The following is a 21,489-nucleotide window of genomic DNA, read 5'->3' as shown; positions in this document are numbered from 1 at the left end:
GAGGTGAACCGCATGCAGGGGGCCGTCGTGTACGGCGCGCAAAAGCGGTATCATCGAGACAGGTTAATCGAGGGAGATTGCGCGTGCAGACTTATCTGGTTGGGGGGGCGGTTCGGGATCGCCTGCTGGGCTTGCCGCAGGGCGACAGGGATCACCTGGTGGTGGGCGCCACTGTGGCGCAGATGCTGGCGCTGGGGTTCACCCAGGTCGGCCGCGACTTCCCGGTGTTTCTCCACCCCAAGACCCAGCAGGAGTACGCCCTGGCCCGCACCGAGCGCAAGCAGGGGCAGGGTTACACCGGCTTCGTGTGCCACGCCTCGCCCGAGGTGACGCTCGAACAAGACTTGCTGCGCCGGGATCTCACCATCAACGCCATCGCCGAAGATGAGCACGGGCAACTGCACGATCCCTACGGCGGCATGGCCGATCTGGAGGCGCGGCTGTTGCGCCATGTCTCACCTGCCTTTGCCGAGGATCCCCTGCGCATCCTGCGGGTGGCGCGCTTCGCCGCCCGCTTCCATGCCCAGGGCTTCGTGGTGGCGCCTGAGACGCTGGCGCTGATGCGGGAGATGACCCAGGCCGGTGAGCTCGCCCACCTGACCCCGGAGCGGGTCTGGAAGGAGTTGGAGAGGGTGCTGCTGGGGCAGACCCCCAGGGTCTTCTTCGAGGTGTTGCGCGAGTGCGGCGCCCTCAAGGCGCTGTTCCCCGAGCTGGATGCCCTGTTCGGCGTGCCGGCGCCCGCCAAGTGGCACCCGGAGATCGACACCGGCATCCACACGCTGATGGTGCTGGATCAGGCCTGTCTGCGCTCCCCGGATCTGCCGGTGCGCTTTGCCGCCCTCTGTCACGACTTCGGCAAGGGGCTGACCCCGCCCGAGTTCTGGCCGAGCCATCACGGCCACGGCCAGAAAGGGCTGCCGCTGATCCGGGATTTCTGTGAGCGATTCCGGGTGCCGAACGACTGCCGCGATCTGGCCCTGCTGGTGAGCGATCTGCACACCCATATCCACATCGCGTTCGAACTCAAGCCGGCGACCCTGCTCAAGCTGTTCGACAAGGCCGATGCCTGGCGCAGGCCCGAGCGTTTCGCCCAGCTGCTGGACACCTGCCGCGCCGACTTCCACGGTCGCACCGGGTTCGAGGAGCGGGTCTATGCCGAGCCGGACTATGTGGCGCAGGCGCTCGGCGCGGCCCAGGCGGTGCCGGTCAAGGAGATAGTGGCGGCGGGCTTCAAGGGGGAGGAGATCCGCGAGCAGTTGGCCAAGCGCCGGCTCGATGCCATCAGCCGGGTGCGTGACGAGTGGACCTTTATCGAGGAGTAAGTGCCTCTGTAGGGGCGATTGGCGAGGCGCCATCGGCCGTTTGAGGCAGCGAGGGAGCGTAAAAAAAGCCCGGGTCAGTGACCCGGGCTTTTTGCTGCGTCCTGCCTTAAGAGAAGCAGGCCTGCAGTATGTAGAAGATGACGATGGCAAGGATGGCACCGGCGGGCAGGGTGATGACCCAGGAGACCACGATGTTGCGCAGCACGCCGAGGTTCAGGGCGGCGATACCGCGGGCCAGACCCACCCCCATCACGGCACCCACCAGCGTCTGGGTGGTGGAGATGGGCAGACCGGTACCCGAGGCGATCACCACGGTGGCGGCGGTGGCCAGCTGGGCGGCGAAGCCACGGCTCGGGGTCAGGTGGGTGATGCCGGTGCCGACGGTGGCCATCACCTTCTCGCCCATGGTGGCGAGACCGATGACGATACCGATGCCGCCGAGCGGCAGGATCCACCAGGCGATGGCGGAGTTGCCGCTGATCTGGCCGGCGCTCTGCACGGTGGAGACCACGGCGGAGAGCGGGCCAATGGCGTTGGCCACGTCGTTGGAGCCGTGGGCGAAGGCCATGGCACAGGCGGTGATCACCATCAGGATGCCGAAGACCTTCTCCACGTTGGCGAAGTGCATCTTGTTGTCATCCTGCGGGTTGTACTGCTGGCCGCGAATATAGAACCAGCCCGCGATGGCGAGCGCCACCGAGATGGCGATGGAGAGCATGATGCCCTCGCCGTCGCTCAGGTGCAGACCGACGTGGGTCAGTCCCTTCTTGATGGTCACCAGGCAGATGACCAGCGCGGTCAGGAACATGTAGAACGGCACGTAGCGCTTGGCGTTGGCCAGCGGATCATCGGTGTTGAAGATGAGCTTCTGCACGCTGATGAACATGAAGTAGGCGATGATGCCGGAGATGGCCGGCGTGATGATCCAGGAGCCGACGATGCCGCCAAACTTGCTCCATTGCACCGCTTCCGGACCGACGCTCACCACGGCAAAGCCGACGATGGCACCTATGATGGAGTGGGTGGTGGAGACGGGCCAGCCGAAATAGGAGGCCAGGATCAACCAGAGACCCGCCGCCAGCAGGGAGGCAATCATGCCGAGCACCAGCAGGTCCGGGGTATCGGTGAAGGCATTGGTATCTATGATGCCGTTACGGATCGTCGCCGTGACCTCGCCACCGGCCAGATAGGCACCGGCAAACTCGAAGATCATGGCGATGATGATCGCCTGACGTATGGTCAGGGATTTGGTGCCGACCGATGTGCCCATGGCATTGGCGACGTCGTTCGCACCTATGCCCCAGGCCATCAAAAAGCCGAACAAGGCCGCCACGAGCACCAGGGTGGTGCCGTAATTTGCGATAATGTCCATTAGTAGTGTTTACCCAGTCAGTCGATTACGAACGAGCCAGCATCAATTCCAGACGGGCGCCAACGCGCTCGGCCTGATCAGCCAGGTCACCTACCCATTCGAGGATCTTGTAGAGGAACATAACGTCGATCGGATTGTATTTCTGCTCAACGGCTTGCAGCTGTTGGCGCAGTCCGATCTGCATGGTGTCAGTATCGTCCTCGATAAGATCCAGTTGATGGATCATCTCGGCAACCATTTCAACTTCACGTCCTTTAAAGCCGGTTTCGAGCAGCTCATCGAGTTCTCCGATGGCTTTTTCGGCTTGGGCGGTCGCATCGATACAACGTTTGAGATAGGCCATGAAATCGGCACGCATCTCGGCGGGGAATTCCATTCGACGACCAAGCATGCGGCCGGAGATGTCCTTGGCACGGTTGGCAATCTTGTCCTGCTGAGTCAGCAGTTCCAGCAGATCGGTACGAGCGACCGGCAGAAACAGGCCGCGCGGCAGTTTCAGACGAATTTCGCGTTTGAGGATATCCGCTTCTTTTTCCAGCTGGGCGATCTGTTGCCGGATCTTCTCGGCATCTTCCCAGCGGTCTTCGGCAACGGCATCAAAGAAGGGAATGAGCTGTTCGCAGCACACGTGAACCTTGACGATATGCTTCTGCAGCGGCTTGATGGGGGACTTGGCAAAAAGACCCAAAATAGTATTTACTGGCATGGCCAAACCTGTGTCGGTGAAAAAACACTCGATACGATTTTATGAGGGGCGCAGGATAACCGAACTGTGCCATCAATAAAACCGTGAATTAATCCTGACGTATCGCTGGCATTATATCCTCGCGATCCGGATCATGCCCCCCAAAGTTGCCTGCCAGCCCGGAATGACTATGCAAACTGAGATCGAGATAAAGTTTTTCGTCGCCAGAGACATCCAAGAGTCCCTCTCCAACCTTCTGAATTCGCTTGAGATTATCTCATCTTCCCGGGTCGAGCTCGGCAATGTCTATTTCGATACGCCCGAGCTTGATTTGCGTCGACTCGACATGGGATTGCGTATCCGCCGCAGCGATAAATTTTCTGAACAAACCATCAAATGCCGGGGCCAGGTGGTCGGCGGACTGCATGCCAGGCCCGAATACAATGCCCCCGTGAGCGGCACACTGCCGACCCTGGCCGCCTTCCCCGCGGAGATCTGGCCTAGCCTCGAGCTGCGTGACGCGCTCCAGGACCAGCTGGTTGCCCAGTTCAGGACCGACTTCGTGCGCCGTTACTGGCTGATCGCCTTCGAGGGCGCCGAGATCGAACTGGCCTGGGATCGGGGAGAGATCGTCGGCTCCCTGGGGCGCAGCGAGATCGATGAGCTGGAGCTGGAGCTCAAGTCCGGCACGGCGAACGCCCTGTTCGCCCTGGCGGCGCGGCTGGCCGGGCTGGGCGGCGTCAGGCTGGGGGCACAGTCCAAGGCGCAGCGGGGCTACCGGCTGGCGGGGCTCGGCAAGCCCCTGGCTGTGCAGCCCTTGCCGGATGTCGGAGGTCTCGCCGCCGCGGCCTGCATCACCCTCGGCCTGCAACACTGGCAGCATCATGAGCAGCTCTGGCTGGAGTCTGAGGGGGTCGAGCGGCAGCAGGCACTGGCGGGTATCTTGCAGGGAGTGACCCTGCTGAGCGAGGCTGCGGCGACCCTGGCGGTGGCGCCATCCTGGCTACCGCCGCTCCTGGCCCGGCACGCCTCGCTGGCGCAAGAGGCGGACGGCGAACGGCTGTCGGCCCTGCTCCACGGCGCCGATTACGTGGAGCTGCAACTGGCCATCGCGGCCTGGCTGCACCTGGGCCATTGAGGCCATAGTCAGATAGCAAAAAACAGATAGCAAAAAGGTGAGCCTAGGCTCACCTTTTTTTTTGTGCTCGAACGGTAGCCGGCGGTCAGTTCACCACGGCCACGTTGATGCTGCCGTTGCCCTGGGTCATGCGGACCCGGGCACCGGGTACGAAGGTCGGGCTGGCTTTTTGCACCACCACGATGGATTCGCCGTTCTCTTTCTTGATCTCGAGTTCGACCCCGTCGACCTGATTGAGCTTGTCACCGGCGGCCTTGCCTGCGGCGGCACCGGCGATGGCACCCCCGGCGGCGGCGATGTCACTGCCCCGGCCCCCGCCTATGGTGCTGCCGAGCAGGCCACCGACCACGGCGCCACCCAGGGTGCCGAGCAGGGAGTTCTCGTCGGCCTGGATCTTGACCGGGCGGGTGGAGAGGATGGTGCCGTAGCTGACGGTCTGCACCTGTTTGGCGCGATCCTTGGTGTAGACGTCGCCGGAGTAGACGTCGCTGTTGGCACAGCCGGTGATGGCGGTGGTCGCGGCCAGCAGGGTAACGAGAGTAATGCGTTTCAACATGATGAGCCTCCTGGGCGGGCATCTGGTTAATCTGGTTGCTGGATCTGACTTTACGCCAACCGGATTGCGCATGAAACCCGCAAAGTGTAACCAATTATGTGATTCCGGGACCATCCCAGCCCGGCCGGGGATCAGCCCAGCCGCTTTTCCAGCAGCAGGCGATCCTCACCCGGGCCAAAGTAGTCCCGCTCCTCGCTCAGCTGCACATAGCCGAGGCGAAAGTAGAGGCGCTGGGCCGGATTGACCGGGTCGACGGTCAGCCTGACCCGCTCGACCCGCAGCCCTGCCAGCGCCTGCTCGACCCGCAGCATCATGCGTTCGGCCAGGCCAAAACCGCGCGCCTCCGGCAGCACGGCCAGGGAGAGCAGCCAGCCTTGCGAGCTATCCTGCCCCAGGCCGCCCAGGGCATAGCCAAGCAGCCTGCCATCCAGCTCCGCCACCAGCAGCAGCTCGGGCCACAGATCCATGGCCTGGCGGAAGAAGAAGCCGGGATAGACATCCTCCCCGAAGACGCTGACATCGAGCTGCCAGATGGCGTGCATGTCGGTGTGGCGGGCCACTCTCAAAACGGGGGGCTGGTGCATCTTGGCTCCTGGGATCCGGTACGCGCTGCCGTTCGGCAGTCAAAAGAGCCACAGGGTAGTGAGCCCGTTCACACGATGCAAGCGATCTGGCGGACGGCATCGAGGGATCAGGGCGGCAGCGGCCTGCCGTGGGGGCGTCTGGGGGCCTTGCGGCGGCTGTCCAGCAGATGGCGCAGGGCGAGCCAGGGGTGATGCCACAGCATGCGAGGACCGCTCCACTTCATGATCAGCTGGATCTGCTTGCGCATGGCGGGGGCATAACAGTGGATGTCGCACTTGGCGCAGGTCGGTTTGTGGCCGTGACCATAACGGCAGCGCCGCAGGCGCTGGTGGGCGAATTCCTGCAGCTGCTGGCAGTGCCGGCAGTCGCTGTCCTGGTGGTGATGGTGGCAGTAGAGGCGGATCATGGCGCTGACCGTCAACTGCTCCCGCCTGAGCCTGGGATGCTCGGGTGCCTGGCTGGCACCTGCACTGCGACGAGTGCCTGGTTGATTGAAGTTCATGGCTGCCATTGTCCCGACCTGCTCGCAACGGGTGTTGATACAGGTCAAAGCCGGAGGCAAAAAAACAGGGCCCTTGGGCCCTGTGTCATCAGACAACCTCGATTGTCTGCGATTAGATGAGGCTGGTTGCCTGCTCCAGCCAGGCGAGATCCTCGCCGTCCAGCAGCGGGCTCAGGCGGCGGAAGACTTCCATATGGTAGTCGTTGATCCAGCGGAACTCGGCCGGGCTCAACAGGCTGCGATCGATGAGACGCGTATCGAACGGCACATAGGTCAGCCGCTCGAAGCCGAGCATCGGCAACTCACCGATCTGCTCCTGCTCGGTCACCACCACCAGGTTCTCACAGCGAATGCCGAACGCATTCTCCCGGTAGTAGCCCGGCTCGTTGGAGAGCACCATGCCCGGCTGCAACGGCACCAGGCTGCCCTTGGGGGCGATGCGCTGCGGGCCTTCGTGCACGCTCAGGAAGTGGCCGACGCCGTGACCTGTGCCGTGGTCGTAGTTGTAACCGGCCTGCCACAGCGGCATGCGGGCCAGCACGTCGAGCTGGATGCCGGCGGTGCCGCGGGGGAAGCGGGCCTGATCCAGGGCAATGTGACCCTGCAGCACCCGGGTGAACATGGCCTTGTGCTCATCCGTCACCTCACCCACCTTGAGGGTGCGGGTGATGTCGGTGGTGCCATCCAGATACTGGGCGCCGGAGTCCACCAGATAGATGCTGTCCTGGCCGAAGGCGCGCGGCACGCCATTGGTGTGACGGTAGTGGCACATGGCGGCGTTGGGGCCGAGCGCGGAGATGGTGTCGAAGCTCGGCTCCACATAATGGTCCTGCTCGCGGCGGAAGGCTTCCAGCCGATCGGCCAGGGTGCCCTCATCCACCCCCTCGAACTCGCCGGCGGCGATCAGGCGATCCAGCCAGGCGAGGAAGCGGGTGACGGCGACGCCATCGCGCAGGTGGGCGCGCTGCATGCCAGCCAGCTCCACCTCGTTCTTGCACGCCTTGGGCAGCATGGTCGGATCCTGACCGGCCACCAGGATGGCGCCCGCCTCTTCCATGGTGAGCTGGGTCCAGGCGTTGGCGGTGTTCGGATCGGCCAGCACCTTCTGCTGATCTTCCCCGATGCGCTGCAGCACGTCACCCAGCTTGTCGATGGGATAGACGGAGACATCCTGTCCCACGTGGCGGGAGAAGGCGACGCAGTCGATCTTGTCGGTGTCGACGAAGAAATCCATGCTGGTGTTGGCGTAGAGCACGGCAAAGCCGAGCACCACCGGCAGACGCTCCACGTCGCGGCCGCGCAGGTTGAGCAGCCAGTTGATGGGCTCGGCCTGGGTCAGCAGCACCGCATCCAGGCCGCGCTTGCGCAGATCGCTCGCCAGCAGTTCGCGCTTGGCCTGGCTCGACTGGCCCGCCAACTCCTCGCTGTAGAGGATGACCGGGGTCTTGGTCGGGGCGGGGCGATCGGCCCAGTGCAGATCGATGAGATTATCCTCGACCCGGACCAGCGCGATGCCGCGCTCGCTCAATAGCGCCTTGGCGTTCTGGTACCAGGCCAGGCTGTGCAGCCGGGCGTCGAAGCCGACCCGGGCGCCGGACGGCAGCTGCTCTGCCAGCCATTGCACGTGGGGATCTTCGTTCAGGTGAAGAAACTCAAACAGCTCGGCCGGTGCCTGCAGGCGGGCCTGCACCGTATAACGACCGTCGATGAACAGGGCCGCCCGCTGCGCCATGATGATGGCGAGCCCGGCGGAGCCGTTGAAACCCGTGATCCAGTCCAGACGTTCGGCGTAGGCGGGGATGTACTCCCCCAGGTGCTCGTCGTCGTGGGGGACGATGAAGGCGTCCAGCTCCAACGTGGCCAGAGTGGTCCTGACCTGGGCGACGCGGGTTTCAATAATCTCGAAATGGTTCATGTCGTTAATGCCAGATTGTGGTGAGGTGAGTGTTCACTGGTGGTGGCCGTTGGCCAGGATCTGCTTGACCGACTGGCCTGCCGCCTCGATGTGTTGCTTGAGCAGTACCACGGCCTCGTGCTTGCGACGGGCGCGGCACAGCTCCAGCAGCTTGGCGTGTTCGCGTTCGGCCTTGTCTATGCCGCCCTGAGCAAACAGCAGCTCGAAGCGCACATAGCGATCGCAGCTCAGATTGATCTGGGCGATCAGCTCCAGTGCCCGGGGGCGATTGGCGGCCTGATAGAGGGTGGCGTGAAAACGGTGGTTCAACTCGGCCCAGTGTTCTATCTGGGTGCCCGATTCGAGTGCCTGATCAAACTGGGCCAGGATGGCTTGCGCCTGGGCGAAGGTCTCCTCCGTCATCATGTCGACGGCGTGGAACAGGGTATCGGCTTCCAGCAGGGCTCGCAAATAAAAGAGCTCCTCGATGGCCGAGGCCTCCAGCATGGTGACCACGGCGCCGCGATGGGCCTCGAATTTCACCAGCCCCTGTGCCTCCAGCTGCATCAGCGCCTCCCGCACCGGAATGCGGCTCACCGCCAGCTCCTTGGCGATGGCGTCCTGGCGCAGCGGGGCGCCGGCGGGAAATTCACCGCGCAGGATCCGGCCGCGGAGGTTCTCCATCACCATCTGGGTGCGGGTCTGATAGGGTGGGTTCATGCTCGGGTCACAGGGCGTCGTTACAAAATTGTATATTGTATACAGTTGGCTGAATCTAACGCGCAACCGTCGGCAAGGCAAGGCATGGCGGGGGCCAAAGGTCGGGTATTGGTCAAAAAAATACCGGTCAGCGAGGCTGACCGGTATGGGATGACAGTAACCGAGGGGCGCTGGCGTTACAGCTGCGGGCCCGCGGCGACCAGGCGTTTGCCCTCTTCGGTGTCGGTGAAACGCTCGAAGTTCTTGATGAAACGCTCGGCCAGATCGACCGCCTTGGCGTCCCACTCGGCCTGGTCGGCATAAGTGTCGCGCGGGTCGAGGATGGCCGGGTTCACATCGTGCAGTGCGGTCGGCACTTCCAGGTTGAAGATCGGCAGGGTCTTGGTTTGTGCCTTCTCGATGGAGCCATCCAGGATGGCGTCGATGATGGCACGGGTATCCTTGATGGAGATCCGTTTGCCGGTGCCGTTCCAGCCGGTGTTGACCAGGTAGGCCTCGGCGCCGGCGGCTTCCATCCGTTTCACCAGCTCCTGGCCGTACTTGGTCGGGTGCAGGCTGAGGAAGGCCGCGCCGAAGCAGGAGGAGAAGGTCGGGGTCGGCTCGGTGATGCCGCGCTCGGTACCGGCCAGCTTGGCGGTGAAGCCGGACAGGAAGTGATACTTGGTCTGCTCCTTGGTCAGCTTGGCGACCGGGGGCAGCACTCCGAAGGCATCGGCGGTCAGGAAGATCACCTTGGTGGCATGACCCGCTTTGGAGACCGGCTTGACGATGTTCTCGATGTGATAGATGGGGTAGGAGACCCGGGTGTTCTCGGTGCGGGAGCCATCGTTGAAGTCGATGGTGCCATCGGCGGCCACGGTCACGTTCTCCAGCAACGCATCGCGACGGATGGCGTTGTAGATGTCCGGCTCGGCTTCCTTGGAGAGCTTGATGGTCTTGGCGTAGCAGCCGCCTTCGAAGTTGAACACGCCGTCATCGTCCCAGCCGTGCTCGTCATCGCCGATCAGCTGACGCTTGGGATCGGTGGAGAGGGTGGTCTTGCCGGTGCCGGACAGGCCGAAGAAGATGGCCACGTCGCCGTCCTGACCCACGTTGGCGGAGCAGTGCATGGAGGCCATGCCGCGCAGGGGCAGGAAGTAGTTCATCATGGAGAACATCCCCTTCTTCATCTCGCCACCGTACCAGGTGCCACCGATGAGCTGGATCTTCTCGGTCAAGTTGAAGGCGACGAAGTTCTCGGAGTTGAGCCCCTGCTCCTGCCAGTTCGGGTTGGTGCACTTGGCACCGTTCATCACCACGAAGTCCGGCTTGAAGGTCTTGAGTTCTTCCTCGCTCGGGCGAATGAACATGTTCTTGACGAAGTGAGCCTGCCAGGCCACCTCGGTGATGATGCGTACCGCCAGGCGGGTATCCGGGTTGGCGCCACAGTAGCCATCCACCACGAACAGACGCTTGCCGGAGAGCTGCTTGGTCACCAGGGATTTTAGATGTGACCAGACTTCCGGGCTCAGTGCCTTGTTATCGTTTTTACCCTGGTCAGACCACCATACAGTGTTCTGGGTAGTGGCGTCCTTGACGATATATTTATCTTTTGGGGAACGGCCGGTAAAGATGCCGGTGTTGACATTGACTGCGCCCAGCTCGGTGACGACACCTCGCTCGAATCCTTCCAGGTCTGGGCGGGTCTCTTCTGCGAAAAGCTGCTCATAGGAGGGGTTGCGAACGATTTCTTGGCTGTTTTTGATGCCGTACTGGTCTAGTTGTAATTGTTGGGCCAGGGTGGGTTCTGCCACGATAGTCATTATGTTCTCCTGGGTTCAGAGGTTTGTAGGGTTCTATCTGGCTTTCATGCTACCACCTAGGTGGTAGATTTTAGCGATCGCCATCAAACTTTATAAAATAGGGTATTTTTTTGTTATTTAAGTTAAAGGCGGGTTTGACCCGCCTTCATTTAGTGTAACTTGTTTGCATCATTATCGGGAGCCCTGCTGAACAGGGTTTCGATGTCGATCCCATCGAATTGGTACTCTGCGCCGCAATAGTCGCAGTGCATGTCGATCTTGCCGAGCTCCTGCACCATGGCCAGCGCTTCCTCCTTCTCTATCTGCAGCAGGGCCCCTTCGCAGCGGGCGCGGGAGCAGGTGCAGCGGAACTCGATCGCCTGGGGATCGAACACCCGCACCTTGTCCTGGTGATAGAGGCGGTAGAGGATCTCCTCGGCCTCCAGGCCAAACAGCTCTGCGTCCTTGATGGTGCTGGTGAGCTGGATCAGATGATCGAAGTCGGCGCTGTGATCCTCGCTCTGGGCCGGCAGCTCCTGCAGCAGGATGCCGGCGGCGCGGGGGCTCCCCTCATGATGACCGGTGCGGATCCAGAGCCGGGTGGCGAGCTGCTCGGACTGGGCGAAGTACTGCTCAAGGCAGCCGGCCAGGGTGTCGGATTCGAGGGCGATGATGCCCTGATAGCGCTCGCCCTGCTCCGGGCTGATGGTGATCACCAGCTGGCCGTTGCCGATCAGGCTCTGCAGCTTGCCATCGCTCGGCAGGTCGCCTTCGTAGCGGGCGACGCCACGCAACTGCTGGTTGTGATCGCCGTTGATCACCGCCAGGCGAACCGGACCGTCCCCTTGCAACTGCACCGTGATGGAGCCTTCAAACTTGAGGGTGGCGGTCAGCAGGCTGGTGGCGACCAGCAGTTCACCCAACAACTTTTGCACCTGCACCGGGTAGTTCTGGGCTTCCACGATGTGGCGGTAGGTGCTGTCCAGCTGGACCAGCTCCCCACGCACTTCGTACTCTTCGAACAGATAGCGATACAGGAGATCTTGGTTACTCATCATGCATTCCTAGGGTCTTCGGTGGTGTAAATTGATAAATATTTTGTTAAACAGGCGGTTAGGAACTTATCTAGCCGCCTGGCGTCATAAAAGGGCCATCAAGGTGGACTAATATTGTTTGACCTTGAGCAGCTGGCGCCGTTCCTGCTTGTCGGGACGACGCTCGGGGCTTGGGGCAAACTGGCTGTTGAAACGCCGCGCCTCGCTGTTCTGGGCCCGTTTCTTCAGGCTCTCCTCGGTCTCTTCATAGAGCTGCTGGGCGAGGGGGGCCGACTTGCGCTGCTCGCTGACTTGCAGCACTCTGACTTCCCGCTCGTCCTGGCCTTGCCAGAAGCGGATGAGGGCGCCGGTTTCGACTATCTTTCCCGGCTTGCTGCGCTGGCCGTTATAATGCACCTTGCCGCCATCTATCTGGTCCCGGGCCAGGCTGCGGGTCTTGTAGAAACGCGCGGCCCACAACCATTTGTCGAGACGGACCTGGATTGTGCTTTCTGCTGGATTCGCCATGAATCGACTCCGGGATGGCTGAAAGGGGAGCTTGATTATACCAGAGGCAGGCCCCTGGATAGAAACAGGGGGACAGGGTGTGACGGGATCTGGATTTTCACCGCGTCATCCCATCCGGTCGGTTGTCTCTGGGTCCATTGCCGTACACAATAGCCAATCGATATGGATGCCAGAATATTTTGAGAAACATGACGCTACCGTTCAGGGGTGATTTATTCAGTACCCTTCTGGCTCGTTGCAACCGCGTGCCATTCTCCCGTTTCAGCCAACCGCTGTTCTGGTTGCTGCTGCTGCTGTTGGCCCATCAGTGTGCCGGCCTTACCTGGCGTCTGTTCGATCTGACCCAGTCTTCGCGTAATCCGGCCTGGCAGCCGTCGGTCGTGGCCGGTCAGGGAGGCGAAGCCTCCCGCCTCGATCTCAGCAATGTCAGCCGGCTCTCCCTGTTTGGCAAGGCGCCGCAGCAGGCCCAGGCGGCCGATGTGGCCGCGGCCGTCGCGGCGGATGCCCCCAAGACCCAGCTCAACGCCCAGCTCAACGGGGTGTTGGCGAGCTCTGACTCCACCAAATCCATCGCCATCATCGCCCACAACGGCCTGCAAAACTCCTATGGCATCGGCGATTACATCGACGGTACCCAGGCCAATATCCGGCAGGTGTTTGCCGATCGGGTCATCATCGCCCGCGATGGCCGTGACGAGACCCTGATGCTGGACGGCGAGGAGTACGGCAAACCGCTGCCCAAGGTGGCGCGCCAGGCTGGTCAGCTCTCCTCGGTGCGCAGCGAATTGATGAGCAACCCTGGCAAGATCACCGATTATCTCAATATCTCCCCGGTCCGGGTCGATGGCCGCATGGTCGGCTATCGTCTCAACCCGGGCAGCAAACCTGAACTGTTCACTCAACTCGGACTGGTCGCCAACGATCTGGCGGTCAGCATCAATGGCCTGGATCTGCGGGATAACGCACAGGCCATGCAGGCTATGCAGCAAGTGGCTGGCGCCACGGAAATGACCGTCACCGTCGAACGGCAAGGACAGCTCTACGATGTGTATGTCGGCTTGTCAGAATAATGAATTGGAGTAGCACCAAGAATGATAAATAAAGGGAAAGGCTGGCGTCTGGCCACGGTTGCGGCGGCCTTGATGATGGCAGGCTCCGCCTGGGCCACCGAGTATGCCGCCAGTTTCAAGAATGCCGATATCGAAGAGTTCATCAACACGGTCGGCAAGAACCTGAACAAGACCATCATCATCGAGCCCTCGGTGCGCGGCAAGATCAATGTCCGCAGTTACGATCTGCTCAATGAGGATCAGTACTACCAGTTCTTCCTGAGCGTGCTCGACGTCTATGGCTTCGCCGTGGTGCCCATGAACAACGGGGTGCTCAAGGTGGTGCGCGCCAAGGATGCCAAGACCTCCTCCATCCCGGTGGTGGACGACAGCAACCCTGGCGTGGGTGACGAGATGGTGACCCGGGTGGTGCCGGTGCGCAACGTCTCGGTGCGCGAACTGGCGCCCCTGTTGCGCCAGCTCAACGACAACGCCGGCGGCGGCAACGTGGTGCACTACGAGCCCTCTAACGTACTGCTGATCACCGGCCGTGCCGCCGTGGTGAATCGTCTGGTCGAGGTCGTGCGCCGGGTAGACCGGGCGGGGGATCAGGACATGGACGTCATCAAGCTGAGATATGCCTCGGCCGGCGAGATGGTGCGGCTGGTGACCAACCTCAACAAGGATGGCAACAACCAGGGGGCCAACGCCTCCATACTGCTCTCTCCCAAGGTGGTGGCGGACGAGCGCACCAACTCGGTGGTGATCAGCGGTGAGCCCAAGGCGCGGGCCCGCATCATCCAGATGGTGCGTCAGCTCGACAAGGATCTGCAGAGCCAGGGCAACACCCGGGTCTTCTACCTGAAATATGGCAAGGCCAAGGATCTGGTGGATGTGCTCAAGGGGGTCAGCTCCAGCATCGCGGCCGACAAGAAGGGCGGTACTGCGGCGGCTGCCACCGGCGGTGCCAGCATAGGTGGCGGCCAACTGGCCATCTCCGCCGACGAGACCACCAATGCGCTGGTGATCACCGCCCAGCCGGACGTGATGGCCGAGCTGGAGCAGGTCATCGCCAAGCTCGACATCCGCCGTGCCCAGGTGCTGGTGGAGGCGATCATCGTCGAGATCCAGGACGGCGACGGCCTGAACCTCGGGGTGCAGTGGGCCAATGCCAACGGCGGCGGCACCCAGTTCACCAATACCGGTCTGCCGATCGGGCCGGCCATCATCGCGGGCAAGGACTACAAGGATAACGGCAACACCGAGGGGCTCGAGAACCTGCTTGGCAGCTTCAGCGGCATGGCCGCCGGCTTCTACAAGGGCGACTGGGCCATGCTGGTGACGGCGCTGTCGACCAACACCAAGAACGACATCCTCTCGACCCCGAGCATAGTCACCATGGACAACCACGAAGCCTCCTTCAACGTCGGCCAGGAAGTGCCGGTGCAGAGTGGCTCCCAGAGTTCCACCACCAGCGATCAGGTGTTCAACACCATAGAGCGCAAGACGGTGGGGACTAAGCTGGTGGTGACGCCCCAGATCAACGAAGGGGACTCCGTCTTGCTCAACATAGAGCAGGAGGTCTCCAGCGTGGCCCAGGCCCAGGCGGCCGGGACTGCCAACCTGGGTCCGACCTTCGATACCCGTACCGTCAAGAACGCGGTGCTGGTCAAGAGTGGCGAAACCGTGGTGCTGGGCGGCCTGATGGATGAGCAGACCAAGGAGCAGGTCTCCAAGGTCCCGCTGCTGGGGGACATTCCGGTGCTGGGTTACCTGTTCCGCTCCACCTCCAACACCACCGCCAAGCGCAATTTGATGGTGTTTATCCGACCGACCATCTTGCGGGATGCCAACGTCTACTCCGGCGTCTCCAGCAACAAGTACACCCTGTTCCGCGCCGAGCAGCTGAACCTGGCGGCCGAGGAGGGCTATGCCACCTCGCCGGCCCGCCAGGTGCTGCCCGCCTATGGTCAGGACGTGATGCTCTCCCCCGAGGTGCAAAAGCAGATTGAGCTGATGAAGGCCCAGCAGCAGGCGACCGCCACCGGGGCGCATTCCCAGGTGCAACAGGCGCCGGCCCAGGGGCAACCCTTCGTGCAGGGGCAGCCCTGATGGCGGCCTACCAACTCGATGGATCCGACTTGCCGGCGGCGCTGCCCGAGCTGCCGTTTGCCTTCGCCCGCAACTTCGGGGTGATCCTGACCGAGCGGCAGGGCGCCCCCCTGCTGTTCTGTCGTCAGGGCGTCGCGCCGCAGACCCTGCTGGAGGTGCGGCGCGTGGCGGGCTGCAACTTCGCGGTGGAGCAGCTGGGCAGCGACGAATTCGAAGATCTGCTGACGGCCCACTACCAGCGTGACTCCTCCGAGGCACGCCAGCTGATGGAGGATCTCGGTAACGAGATGGACTTCTTCGCCCTGGCGGAGGAGTTGCCCCAGAGCGAGGATCTGCTTGACGCCGACGACGATGCCCCCATCATCCGCCTCATCAACGCCATGTTGAGCGAGGCGATCAAGGAGGAGGCGTCTGACATCCACATCGAGACCTTCGAGCGGGTGCTGGTCATCCGGTTCCGCATCGATGGTGTGCTGCGAGAAATCCTGCGGCCCCACCGCAAGCTCGCCTCTCTGCTGGTGTCACGCATCAAGGTCATGTCCCGCATGGACATCGCCGAGAAGCGGGTGCCCCAGGACGGTCGCATCTCCCTGCGTATCGGCGGCCGGGCGGTGGACGTGCGGGTCTCGACCATGCCGTCGAGCTATGGCGAGCGGGTGGTGCTGCGTCTGCTCGACAAGAACAACGTGCGGCTCGAGCTCAAGCAGCTCGGCATGACGCTGGCCAATCGCAAGATCATCAGCGAGCTCATCCGCAAGCCCCACGGCATCATCCTGGTGACAGGCCCGACCGGCTCGGGCAAGTCCACCACCCTCTACGCGGCGCTGTCCGAGATCAACTCGCGGGACCGCAACATTCTGACGGTGGAAGATCCCATCGAATATGACCTGGAGGGGGTCGGCCAGACCCAGGTCAACAGCAAGGTCGACATGACCTTCGCCCGCGGCCTGCGCGCCATCCTGCGTCAGGACCCCGACGTGGTGATGGTGGGGGAGATCCGCGATCTGGAGACCGCTCAGATAGCGGTGCAGGCGTCGCTGACCGGTCACCTGGTGATGTCGACCCTGCACACCAACACCGCCATCGGTGCCATCACCCGGATGCGGGACATGGGGATCGAGTCCTTCCTGCTCTCCTCCTCGCTATTGGCGGTGCTGGCCCAGCGGCTGGTGCGCACCCTCTGCCCGGATTGCCGCACCCAGCACCCCATCACCGAGCAGGAGCGGCTCGCCATGGGCATCGAGCTGGCGCCGGATCAGCTGATGTGGCGCCCGGTCGGCTGCGAGCAGTGCAACCATACCGGCTATCGTGGCCGGACCGGTATCCATGAGCTGGTGGTGATCGATGACACAGTGCGCGAGGCGATCCACGGTGCCAGCGGCGAGCTGGTCATAGAGCGCCTGATCCGGGGCCATACCCCCAGCATCCGCCGTGATGGCATCGACAAGGTGCTGCTGGGTCAGACCAGCCTGGAAGAGGTATTGCGGGTGACCCGGGAAGATTGATCTCGTCCGGCACAGGCAAGCTGCCCAAGGGGCAGAGCCAAATCCAGGAAGAGATGCTGCGCGTGACCCGGCAAGATTGACCGGCACATCGGCATTTGAATAGCATCACGGCGCCAGCGCAGGAGAGCAACAGGATTGGCAGCATTTGAATACAAGGCCCTCGACGGCCGGGGCAGACAAAAATCCGGGGTGATGGAGGGTGACTCCGCCCGCCAGATACGCCAGCTGCTGCGCGAGCAGGGACTGACCCCGCTCGAGGTGAACGAGACCACCGAGAAGGCGAAGCGGGAGGCGAATCGCTTCGTGCTGTTCCGGCGCGGGGCGTCCACCTCCGAGCTGGCGCTGATCACCCGCCAGCTGGCGACCCTGGTGGGAGCCGGCCTCACCATAGAGGAGGCGCTGCGGGCGGTGGCCGAGCAGTGCGAGAAGGCCCATCTGCGCAGCCTGGTGGCGACGGTGCGCAGCAAGGTGGTGGAGGGCTACTCCCTTGCCGACTCCCTTGGAGCCTTCCCCCATGTTTTCGATCAGCTGTTTCGCTCCATGGTGGCGGCCGGGGAGAAGTCCGGGCACCTGGAGAAGGTGCTGAACCGGCTCGCCGATTACACCGAGCAGCGCCAGCACATGCGCACCAAGCTGCTGCAGGCGATGATCTACCCCATAGTGCTCACCCTGGTGGCGGTGGGGGTCATCTCCATACTGCTCACCGCCGTGGTGCCCAAGGTGGTGGCCCAGTTCGAGCACATGGGCCAGCAACTGCCGGCGACCACCCGCTTCCTCATCGGTACCAGCGAGCTGATGCAGCACTACGGGCTCTGGTTCCTGCTGCTGCTGTTTATCGGTGGCTTTGTCTGGCGCTGGTGGCTCAGCGATGAGACCCGGCGCCGCCACTGGCACGGGGTGTTGCTGCGCCTGCCGGTGATAGGCCGGGTCAGCCGCGGCCTCAACACCGCCCGCTTCGCCCGCACCTTAAGCATCCTCAACGCCAGCGCGGTGCCGCTGCTGGAGGGGATGAAGATCGCCGGCGAGGTGCTCTCCAACGACTTCGCCCGCAACCGGATCGGCGAGGCGACCGAGCGGGTGCGTGAGGGTACCAGCCTGCGCAAGGCACTGAATGAAACCAAGATTTTTCCGCCCATGATGCTGCACATGATCGCCTCAGGCGAGCAGAGCGGCGAGCTCGACAGCATGCTGGAGCGGGCGGCAGACAACCAGGACAGGGAGTTCGAAACCCAGGTGAACATCGCCCTCGGGGTGTTCGAACCCATGCTGGTGGTCTCCATGGCAGGGGTGGTGCTGTTTATCGTGATGTCGATCCTGCAGCCGATCCTCGAGCTCAACAACATGGTCAACCTGTGATGGGGAGGGCGAAGGCCGTCACCACCACGGGGACCGAACACGATCACATGATCATTTTCCGATGACACACGTCATCTCATTCGTTAGGGAGTCATAGCAATGCACAAGCGTCGTCAAGCCGGTTTTACCCTGCTGGAAGTCATGGTGGTCATCGTGATCCTGGGGATCCTGGCCAGTCTGGTGGTGCCCAATCTGATGGGCAACAAGGAGAAGGCGGATCAGCAGAAGGCGGTTTCCGACATAGTCGCGCTGGAGAATGCCCTCGACATGTACAAGCTGGACAACAACCGCTACCCGACCACGGAGCAGGGCCTGGATGCGCTGGTCAACAAGCCGACCGCCGCTCCTGAGCCGCGCAGCTACCGGGAAGGGGGTTACATCAAGCGCCTGCCGCAGGATCCCTGGGGCAACCAGTACCAGCTGCTGAGCCCGGGCCAGTTCGGCAAGCTCGACATCTTCAGCACCGGGCTGGATGGCGAGGCCGGAACCGATGATGACATCGGCAACTGGAACCTGAAGGATTTCCAATAAGTGACTGACTGCGCCGTTCTCCAGATCTTGCTGGCGAGGCTGTCGTGAGGTTGGCGTCGACCCGTCGTCAATCCGGCTTCACCCTGCTGGAAGTCTTGCTGGTCGCCATGCTGATGGGGCTGGTGGCCACCGCCGTCACCCTCAGCATGGGGGGAGCCAAGGGGGATCGCGAGCTGGACAAGCAGGCGCGCCGTTTCATGGCGACCCTGCAGCAGGCGCAGGAGTATTCGGTGATGGATGGCCGGCTGGTGGGGCTGAGGGTCGAAGAGCGCAGCTGGCAGTTCATGACGCGTGCGGCCAAGGATCGCAAGTGGCGGGCGCTGACCGACGACAAGATCCTCGGCCAGGTCACGCTGCCGGAGGAGATGACGCTGACCATAGCGCTGGAGGGCTTCAGCTGGAAGACTGACTCGGACGAGAAGACCGAGCAGGGACGAGATGAGGAGGAGCGCACCCCTCAGGTGCTGATCTTCCCCGGTGGCGAGCTCACCCCCTTCGTGCTGAGCCTGAGCCAGCAAAATGACGATGAAAAGTATCTGCGCACCGTCAAGGGGGACGAATTTGGTCGCCTCTCCTTGCTGGAAGATGCGGTCGAGGAAGAAGAGTGAAGGCCCGTGGCATGACGCTGCTGGAGGTAATGGTGGCGCTGGCGGTGTTCGCCATCGCCGGGCTGGCGGTGATGAAGACCGCCAGCGAGCATCTCTCCGGCCTCAACTATCTGGAAGAAAAGACGCTGGCGACCTGGGTGGTGGAAAACCAGCTGGTGCAGCAGAAGCTCGAGAGCAAGTGGCCCGGCGACAGCTGGGTGGCAGGGGAAGAAGAGATGGCCGGGCAGACCTGGTACTGGCGCTATCGCGGTGTCGCCACCGCCGACAACAATTTCAAGGCGCTGGACGTGGAGGTGCGCACCGAGGCCAAGGCCGAGAGCCCGGTGGCCATGATGCGGACCTATATCAGCCGATGACAGACTTCACTTCGGCCGCCACGATGCGGCACCCATATCGTCAGCCGATGACAGACTTTGCTTCGGCCGCCATGAGGCGGCACCGCCATCGTCATCCGCTGAGGTCGACACGCGAGACTGGCTTCACCCTGTTGGAGATGCTGGTGGCCATCGCCATCTTCGCCAGCCTGAGCATGGGGGCTTATCAGGTGCTGCAGGGGGTACTCACCAGCGACGAGGTAGCCAAGAAGAAGGAGACCCGGCTGGCCGAGCTGCAGCTGGCGTTCGGCCTGCTGGAGCGGGATGTCAGCCAGATGGTGCCCCGCAGCGGTCGCAGCGAGGGGGAGAACAACAAGGTGTTGTTGGCGGCGTCCCGTTTCGGCCAGCAGAGCGACGACTGGGGCATGGCCTTCATTCGCGGCGGCTGGCTCAACCCGGACGGCATACTGCCGCGCTCCGGGCTGCAGCGGGTGGGCTGGCGGCTCAAGGATCAGACCCTGGAGCGGCTGAGCTACCTCTACCCGGATCCTTCGATCGGCACAGAGCCGCGCATCCAGCCGGTGCTGACGCGGGTGACGGCGCTGCGGATCTATTTCTATGACGGCGGGGTCTGGAAGGAGGAGTGGACCCAGCGCGATCTGCTGCCCTATGGGCTGGCGGTAGAGCTGGAGCTGGAAGATTACGGCACCATTCGCCGTCAGTTCCTGATCGGGGCCGGTGGCCAGAGGGCGGAAAATGGGCGCTAACCGTCGATCCCGCCCCGGTCGGCAGGGGGGCATGGCGCTGCTGGTGGTGCTGCTCATCCTGTCGGTGATGGTGATTATCGCCAGCAACATGAGCGGCCGGCTGCAGCTCGAGCTGCGCCGCACCAGCAACCTCACCACCGGCAAGCAGGCCTGGTGGTATGCCATGTCGGCCGAGGCGCTGGTGATCAAGGTGCTCAACCAGGACTTCAAGGACGACCCAGAGGTGGTGAACCTGGGTCAGAACTGGGCCCGCGAGGATGGCGTCTTCCCGGTGGATGACGGCACCCTGTCCGGCCGGGTGCGGGATCTGCAATCCTGCTTCAACCTCAACAGCCTGAGCGTACCGAAGAAAGACGGGGAGGACGGCGACGATCTGGAGAAGCAGCCTTACCCGGCCAAGGTATTCCGGGCGCTGCTGGCGGAGCTGGAGGTCGACGAATACGAGGCGGTGCAGCTCACCGATGCCATCCGTGACTGGACCGACAAGGACACCCAGCTGGTGTCCAGCCAGGGGGCCGAGGATGCCTATTACGAGGGGCTCAACCCCCCTTATCTGACGGCCAACCAGTGGCTGCTGAGTACGGATGAATTGCGGGCCGTGCGCGGGGTGAGCGGCGCGCTCTATGCGAGGCTGGCGCCCTATGTCTGCGCCCTGCCCAATGACAAGCTGGAGGTGAACATCAACACCATCAAGCCGGCGCGGGCGGCACTGCTGGTCGGCCTCTACCAGGGCAGGATCGGGATAGATGAGGCCAGGCAGGCGCTGAGCGGCCGCCCCCAGAAGGGCTGGAAGGAGAAGAAGGAGCTGACGGATCAACTCCAGGTGCTATCGAGCACCATCCCTGGACTCGACGCCGCACTGGTCATCAAGAGCAATTACTTCGAGGCCAGCCTGCTGGCCGAGGTGGGTGATGCACGGGCCCGGCTGGAGACGGTATTCCAGCGCGGCAAGGACAACAAGCTGGTGATGCTGCGCCGTCTGAACAACGGCGCCGAATAGCAGGCCGTCGTGCCCTGGCGGCAATGACAATGCGACATAACAGGGCAGACGGTGGCCACAGGCCGCCGTCTGCCCGTCCCTAATCTGGACTGCAGCCCTAGGCTGCGGCCCCGCCCATCGACAAGGATGC

General features: G+C 62.8%; 21 protein-coding genes. 11 read left to right on the top strand and 10 right to left on the bottom strand.

Going from position 1 to position 21,489, the window contains the following annotated elements; genetic code table 11:
• The first annotated feature begins 83 nt into the window (after nucleotides 1–83).
• Nucleotides 84–1,322: a multifunctional CCA addition/repair protein gene (locus EL255_RS18340; RefSeq protein ID WP_042653144.1), complete on the top strand. Its 1,239-nt coding sequence runs from the start codon at nucleotides 84–86 to the stop codon at nucleotides 1,320–1,322.
• 106 nt (nucleotides 1,323–1,428) lie between these two features.
• Here EL255_RS18340 and EL255_RS18335 read toward each other — a convergent pair whose 3' ends face one another.
• Nucleotides 1,429–2,694, bottom strand: a complete 1,266-nt coding sequence (locus EL255_RS18335) for an inorganic phosphate transporter (RefSeq protein WP_042653143.1) — start codon at nucleotides 2,692–2,694, stop codon at nucleotides 1,429–1,431.
• A gap of 25 nt (nucleotides 2,695–2,719) precedes the next feature.
• A complete protein-coding gene (locus EL255_RS18330) occupies nucleotides 2,720–3,400 on the bottom strand; it encodes a TIGR00153 family protein (RefSeq protein WP_042653142.1) in 681 nt (226 codons plus the stop codon).
• A gap of 169 nt (nucleotides 3,401–3,569) precedes the next feature.
• Here EL255_RS18330 and EL255_RS18325 point away from each other — a divergent pair, with 169 nt between their 5' ends.
• Entirely contained in the window at nucleotides 3,570–4,517 is a 948-nt protein-coding gene (locus EL255_RS18325) for a CYTH domain-containing protein (RefSeq protein WP_042653141.1), read from the top strand.
• An 85-nt stretch (nucleotides 4,518–4,602) separates the two neighbouring features.
• Here EL255_RS18325 and EL255_RS18320 read toward each other — a convergent pair whose 3' ends face one another.
• The 8 genes from EL255_RS18320 to hslR all read right to left on the bottom strand — a co-directional run bounded on the left by EL255_RS18320 (nucleotide 4,603) and on the right by hslR (nucleotide 12,117).
• A complete protein-coding gene (locus EL255_RS18320; RefSeq protein ID WP_042653140.1) occupies nucleotides 4,603–5,073 on the bottom strand; it encodes an outer membrane lipoprotein in 471 nt (156 codons plus the stop codon).
• 131 nt (nucleotides 5,074–5,204) lie between these two features.
• Entirely contained in the window at nucleotides 5,205–5,657 is a 453-nt protein-coding gene (locus EL255_RS18315; RefSeq protein WP_042653139.1) for a GNAT family N-acetyltransferase, read from the bottom strand.
• Between the two features lie 107 nt (nucleotides 5,658–5,764).
• Complete coding sequence (locus tag EL255_RS18310) at nucleotides 5,765–6,169, bottom strand: nitrous oxide-stimulated promoter family protein (protein WP_042653138.1); 405 nt, start codon at nucleotides 6,167–6,169, stop codon at nucleotides 5,765–5,767.
• A gap of 103 nt (nucleotides 6,170–6,272) precedes the next feature.
• Nucleotides 6,273–8,075, bottom strand: a complete 1,803-nt coding sequence (locus EL255_RS18305) for an aminopeptidase P family protein (protein ID WP_042653137.1) — start codon at nucleotides 8,073–8,075, stop codon at nucleotides 6,273–6,275.
• Nucleotides 8,076–8,108: 33 nt separating this feature from the next.
• Nucleotides 8,109–8,774 (bottom strand): GntR family transcriptional regulator, encoded by a 666-nt coding sequence (locus EL255_RS18300; RefSeq protein ID WP_042653136.1) that lies wholly within the window; start codon nucleotides 8,772–8,774, stop codon nucleotides 8,109–8,111.
• Between the two features lie 176 nt (nucleotides 8,775–8,950).
• Nucleotides 8,951–10,576, bottom strand: coding sequence for a phosphoenolpyruvate carboxykinase (ATP) (pckA, locus tag EL255_RS18295; RefSeq protein ID WP_042653135.1), 1,626 nt, complete (start codon nucleotides 10,574–10,576; stop codon nucleotides 8,951–8,953).
• Between the two features lie 149 nt (nucleotides 10,577–10,725).
• The gene (hslO, locus tag EL255_RS18290) at nucleotides 10,726–11,610 is read right to left on the bottom strand and encodes an Hsp33 family molecular chaperone HslO (protein ID WP_042653134.1); all 885 of its coding nucleotides are present in this window, start codon (nucleotides 11,608–11,610) and stop codon (nucleotides 10,726–10,728) included.
• Between the two features lie 108 nt (nucleotides 11,611–11,718).
• Complete coding sequence (gene hslR / locus EL255_RS18285; RefSeq protein WP_042653133.1) at nucleotides 11,719–12,117, bottom strand: ribosome-associated heat shock protein Hsp15; 399 nt, start codon at nucleotides 12,115–12,117, stop codon at nucleotides 11,719–11,721.
• 188 nt (nucleotides 12,118–12,305) lie between these two features.
• On the opposite strand from hslR, the gene exeC reads away from it, so the two are divergent.
• The 9 genes from exeC (at nucleotide 12,306) to exeK (ending at nucleotide 21,359) form a co-directional block, all read left to right on the top strand.
• Nucleotides 12,306–13,187, top strand: a complete 882-nt coding sequence (gene exeC, locus EL255_RS18280) for a GspC family type II secretion system variant ExeC (protein ID WP_042653132.1) — start codon at nucleotides 12,306–12,308, stop codon at nucleotides 13,185–13,187.
• Between the two features lie 21 nt (nucleotides 13,188–13,208).
• Entirely contained in the window at nucleotides 13,209–15,278 is a 2,070-nt protein-coding gene (gene exeD, locus EL255_RS18275; RefSeq protein ID WP_042653131.1) for a GspD family T2SS secretin variant ExeD, read from the top strand.
• Nucleotides 15,278–16,783: a GspE family T2SS ATPase variant ExeE gene (exeE, locus tag EL255_RS18270; RefSeq protein ID WP_042653130.1), complete on the top strand. Its 1,506-nt coding sequence runs from the start codon at nucleotides 15,278–15,280 to the stop codon at nucleotides 16,781–16,783. The genes exeD and exeE overlap by 1 nt, the downstream gene beginning before the upstream one ends.
• A gap of 135 nt (nucleotides 16,784–16,918) precedes the next feature.
• Nucleotides 16,919–18,139: a GspF family T2SS innner membrane protein variant ExeF gene (gene exeF, locus EL255_RS18265; RefSeq protein ID WP_042653129.1), complete on the top strand. Its 1,221-nt coding sequence runs from the start codon at nucleotides 16,919–16,921 to the stop codon at nucleotides 18,137–18,139.
• 99 nt (nucleotides 18,140–18,238) lie between these two features.
• Nucleotides 18,239–18,670 carry a GspG family T2SS major pseudopilin variant ExeG gene (exeG, locus tag EL255_RS18260; protein WP_042653128.1) on the top strand — a complete coding sequence of 144 codons (432 nt, stop codon included), beginning with the start codon at nucleotides 18,239–18,241 and terminating at the stop codon, nucleotides 18,668–18,670.
• A gap of 44 nt (nucleotides 18,671–18,714) precedes the next feature.
• A complete protein-coding gene (gene exeH / locus EL255_RS18255) occupies nucleotides 18,715–19,278 on the top strand; it encodes a GspH family T2SS minor pseudopilin variant ExeH (protein WP_042653127.1) in 564 nt (187 codons plus the stop codon).
• Nucleotides 19,275–19,634 carry a GspI family T2SS minor pseudopilin variant ExeI gene (gene exeI, locus EL255_RS18250; RefSeq protein WP_084228322.1) on the top strand — a complete coding sequence of 120 codons (360 nt, stop codon included), beginning with the start codon at nucleotides 19,275–19,277 and terminating at the stop codon, nucleotides 19,632–19,634. The genes exeH and exeI overlap by 4 nt, the downstream gene beginning before the upstream one ends.
• Nucleotides 19,635–19,705: 71 nt before the next feature.
• Entirely contained in the window at nucleotides 19,706–20,359 is a 654-nt protein-coding gene (exeJ, locus tag EL255_RS18245; RefSeq protein ID WP_042653126.1) for a GspJ family T2SS minor pseudopilin variant ExeJ, read from the top strand.
• On the top strand, nucleotides 20,349–21,359 hold the full coding sequence (exeK, locus tag EL255_RS18240) for a GspK family T2SS minor pseudopilin variant ExeK (protein ID WP_170176018.1): 1,011 nt from the start codon (nucleotides 20,349–20,351) through the stop codon (nucleotides 21,357–21,359). The genes exeJ and exeK overlap by 11 nt, the downstream gene beginning before the upstream one ends.
• Nucleotides 21,360–21,489: the final 130 nt, after the last annotated feature.

The organism is Aeromonas encheleia, from assembly GCF_900637545.1.
GTDB classification, from domain to species: Bacteria; Pseudomonadota; Gammaproteobacteria; order Enterobacterales; family Aeromonadaceae; genus Aeromonas; species Aeromonas encheleia.
The sequence above is the reverse complement of the archived record's forward strand: the minus strand, read 5'-3'. Positions and strand labels throughout refer to the sequence as shown.

What these genes read in the sequence shown, in the direction of transcription:
- EL255_RS18335 (WP_042653143.1), bottom strand. Translation starts at nt 2,694, where the DNA reads ATGGACATTATCGCAAATTACGGCACCACCCTGGTGCTCGTGGCGGCC.
- EL255_RS18330 (WP_042653142.1), bottom strand. Translation starts at nt 3,400, where the DNA reads ATGCCAGTAAATACTATTTTGGGTCTTTTTGCCAAGTCCCCCATCAAG.
- EL255_RS18325 (WP_042653141.1), top strand. Translation starts at nt 3,570, where the DNA reads ATGCAAACTGAGATCGAGATAAAGTTTTTCGTCGCCAGAGACATCCAA.
- EL255_RS18320 (WP_042653140.1), bottom strand. Translation starts at nt 5,073, where the DNA reads ATGTTGAAACGCATTACTCTCGTTACCCTGCTGGCCGCGACCACCGCC.
- EL255_RS18315 (WP_042653139.1), bottom strand. Translation starts at nt 5,657, where the DNA reads ATGCACCAGCCCCCCGTTTTGAGAGTGGCCCGCCACACCGACATGCAC.
- EL255_RS18310 (WP_042653138.1), bottom strand. Translation starts at nt 6,169, where the DNA reads ATGGCAGCCATGAACTTCAATCAACCAGGCACTCGTCGCAGTGCAGGT.
- EL255_RS18305 (WP_042653137.1), bottom strand. Translation starts at nt 8,075, where the DNA reads ATGAACCATTTCGAGATTATTGAAACCCGCGTCGCCCAGGTCAGGACC.
- EL255_RS18300 (WP_042653136.1), bottom strand. Translation starts at nt 8,774, where the DNA reads ATGAACCCACCCTATCAGACCCGCACCCAGATGGTGATGGAGAACCTC.
- pckA (WP_042653135.1), bottom strand. Translation starts at nt 10,576, where the DNA reads ATGACTATCGTGGCAGAACCCACCCTGGCCCAACAATTACAACTAGAC.
- hslO (WP_042653134.1), bottom strand. Translation starts at nt 11,610, where the DNA reads ATGAGTAACCAAGATCTCCTGTATCGCTATCTGTTCGAAGAGTACGAA.
- hslR (WP_042653133.1), bottom strand. Translation starts at nt 12,117, where the DNA reads ATGGCGAATCCAGCAGAAAGCACAATCCAGGTCCGTCTCGACAAATGG.
- exeC (WP_042653132.1), top strand. Translation starts at nt 12,306, where the DNA reads ATGACGCTACCGTTCAGGGGTGATTTATTCAGTACCCTTCTGGCTCGT.
- exeD (WP_042653131.1), top strand. Translation starts at nt 13,209, where the DNA reads ATGATAAATAAAGGGAAAGGCTGGCGTCTGGCCACGGTTGCGGCGGCC.
- exeE (WP_042653130.1), top strand. Translation starts at nt 15,278, where the DNA reads ATGGCGGCCTACCAACTCGATGGATCCGACTTGCCGGCGGCGCTGCCC.
- exeG (WP_042653128.1), top strand. Translation starts at nt 18,239, where the DNA reads ATGCACAAGCGTCGTCAAGCCGGTTTTACCCTGCTGGAAGTCATGGTG.
- exeJ (WP_042653126.1), top strand. Translation starts at nt 19,706, where the DNA reads ATGAGGCGGCACCGCCATCGTCATCCGCTGAGGTCGACACGCGAGACT.
- exeK (WP_170176018.1), top strand. Translation starts at nt 20,349, where the DNA reads ATGGGCGCTAACCGTCGATCCCGCCCCGGTCGGCAGGGGGGCATGGCG.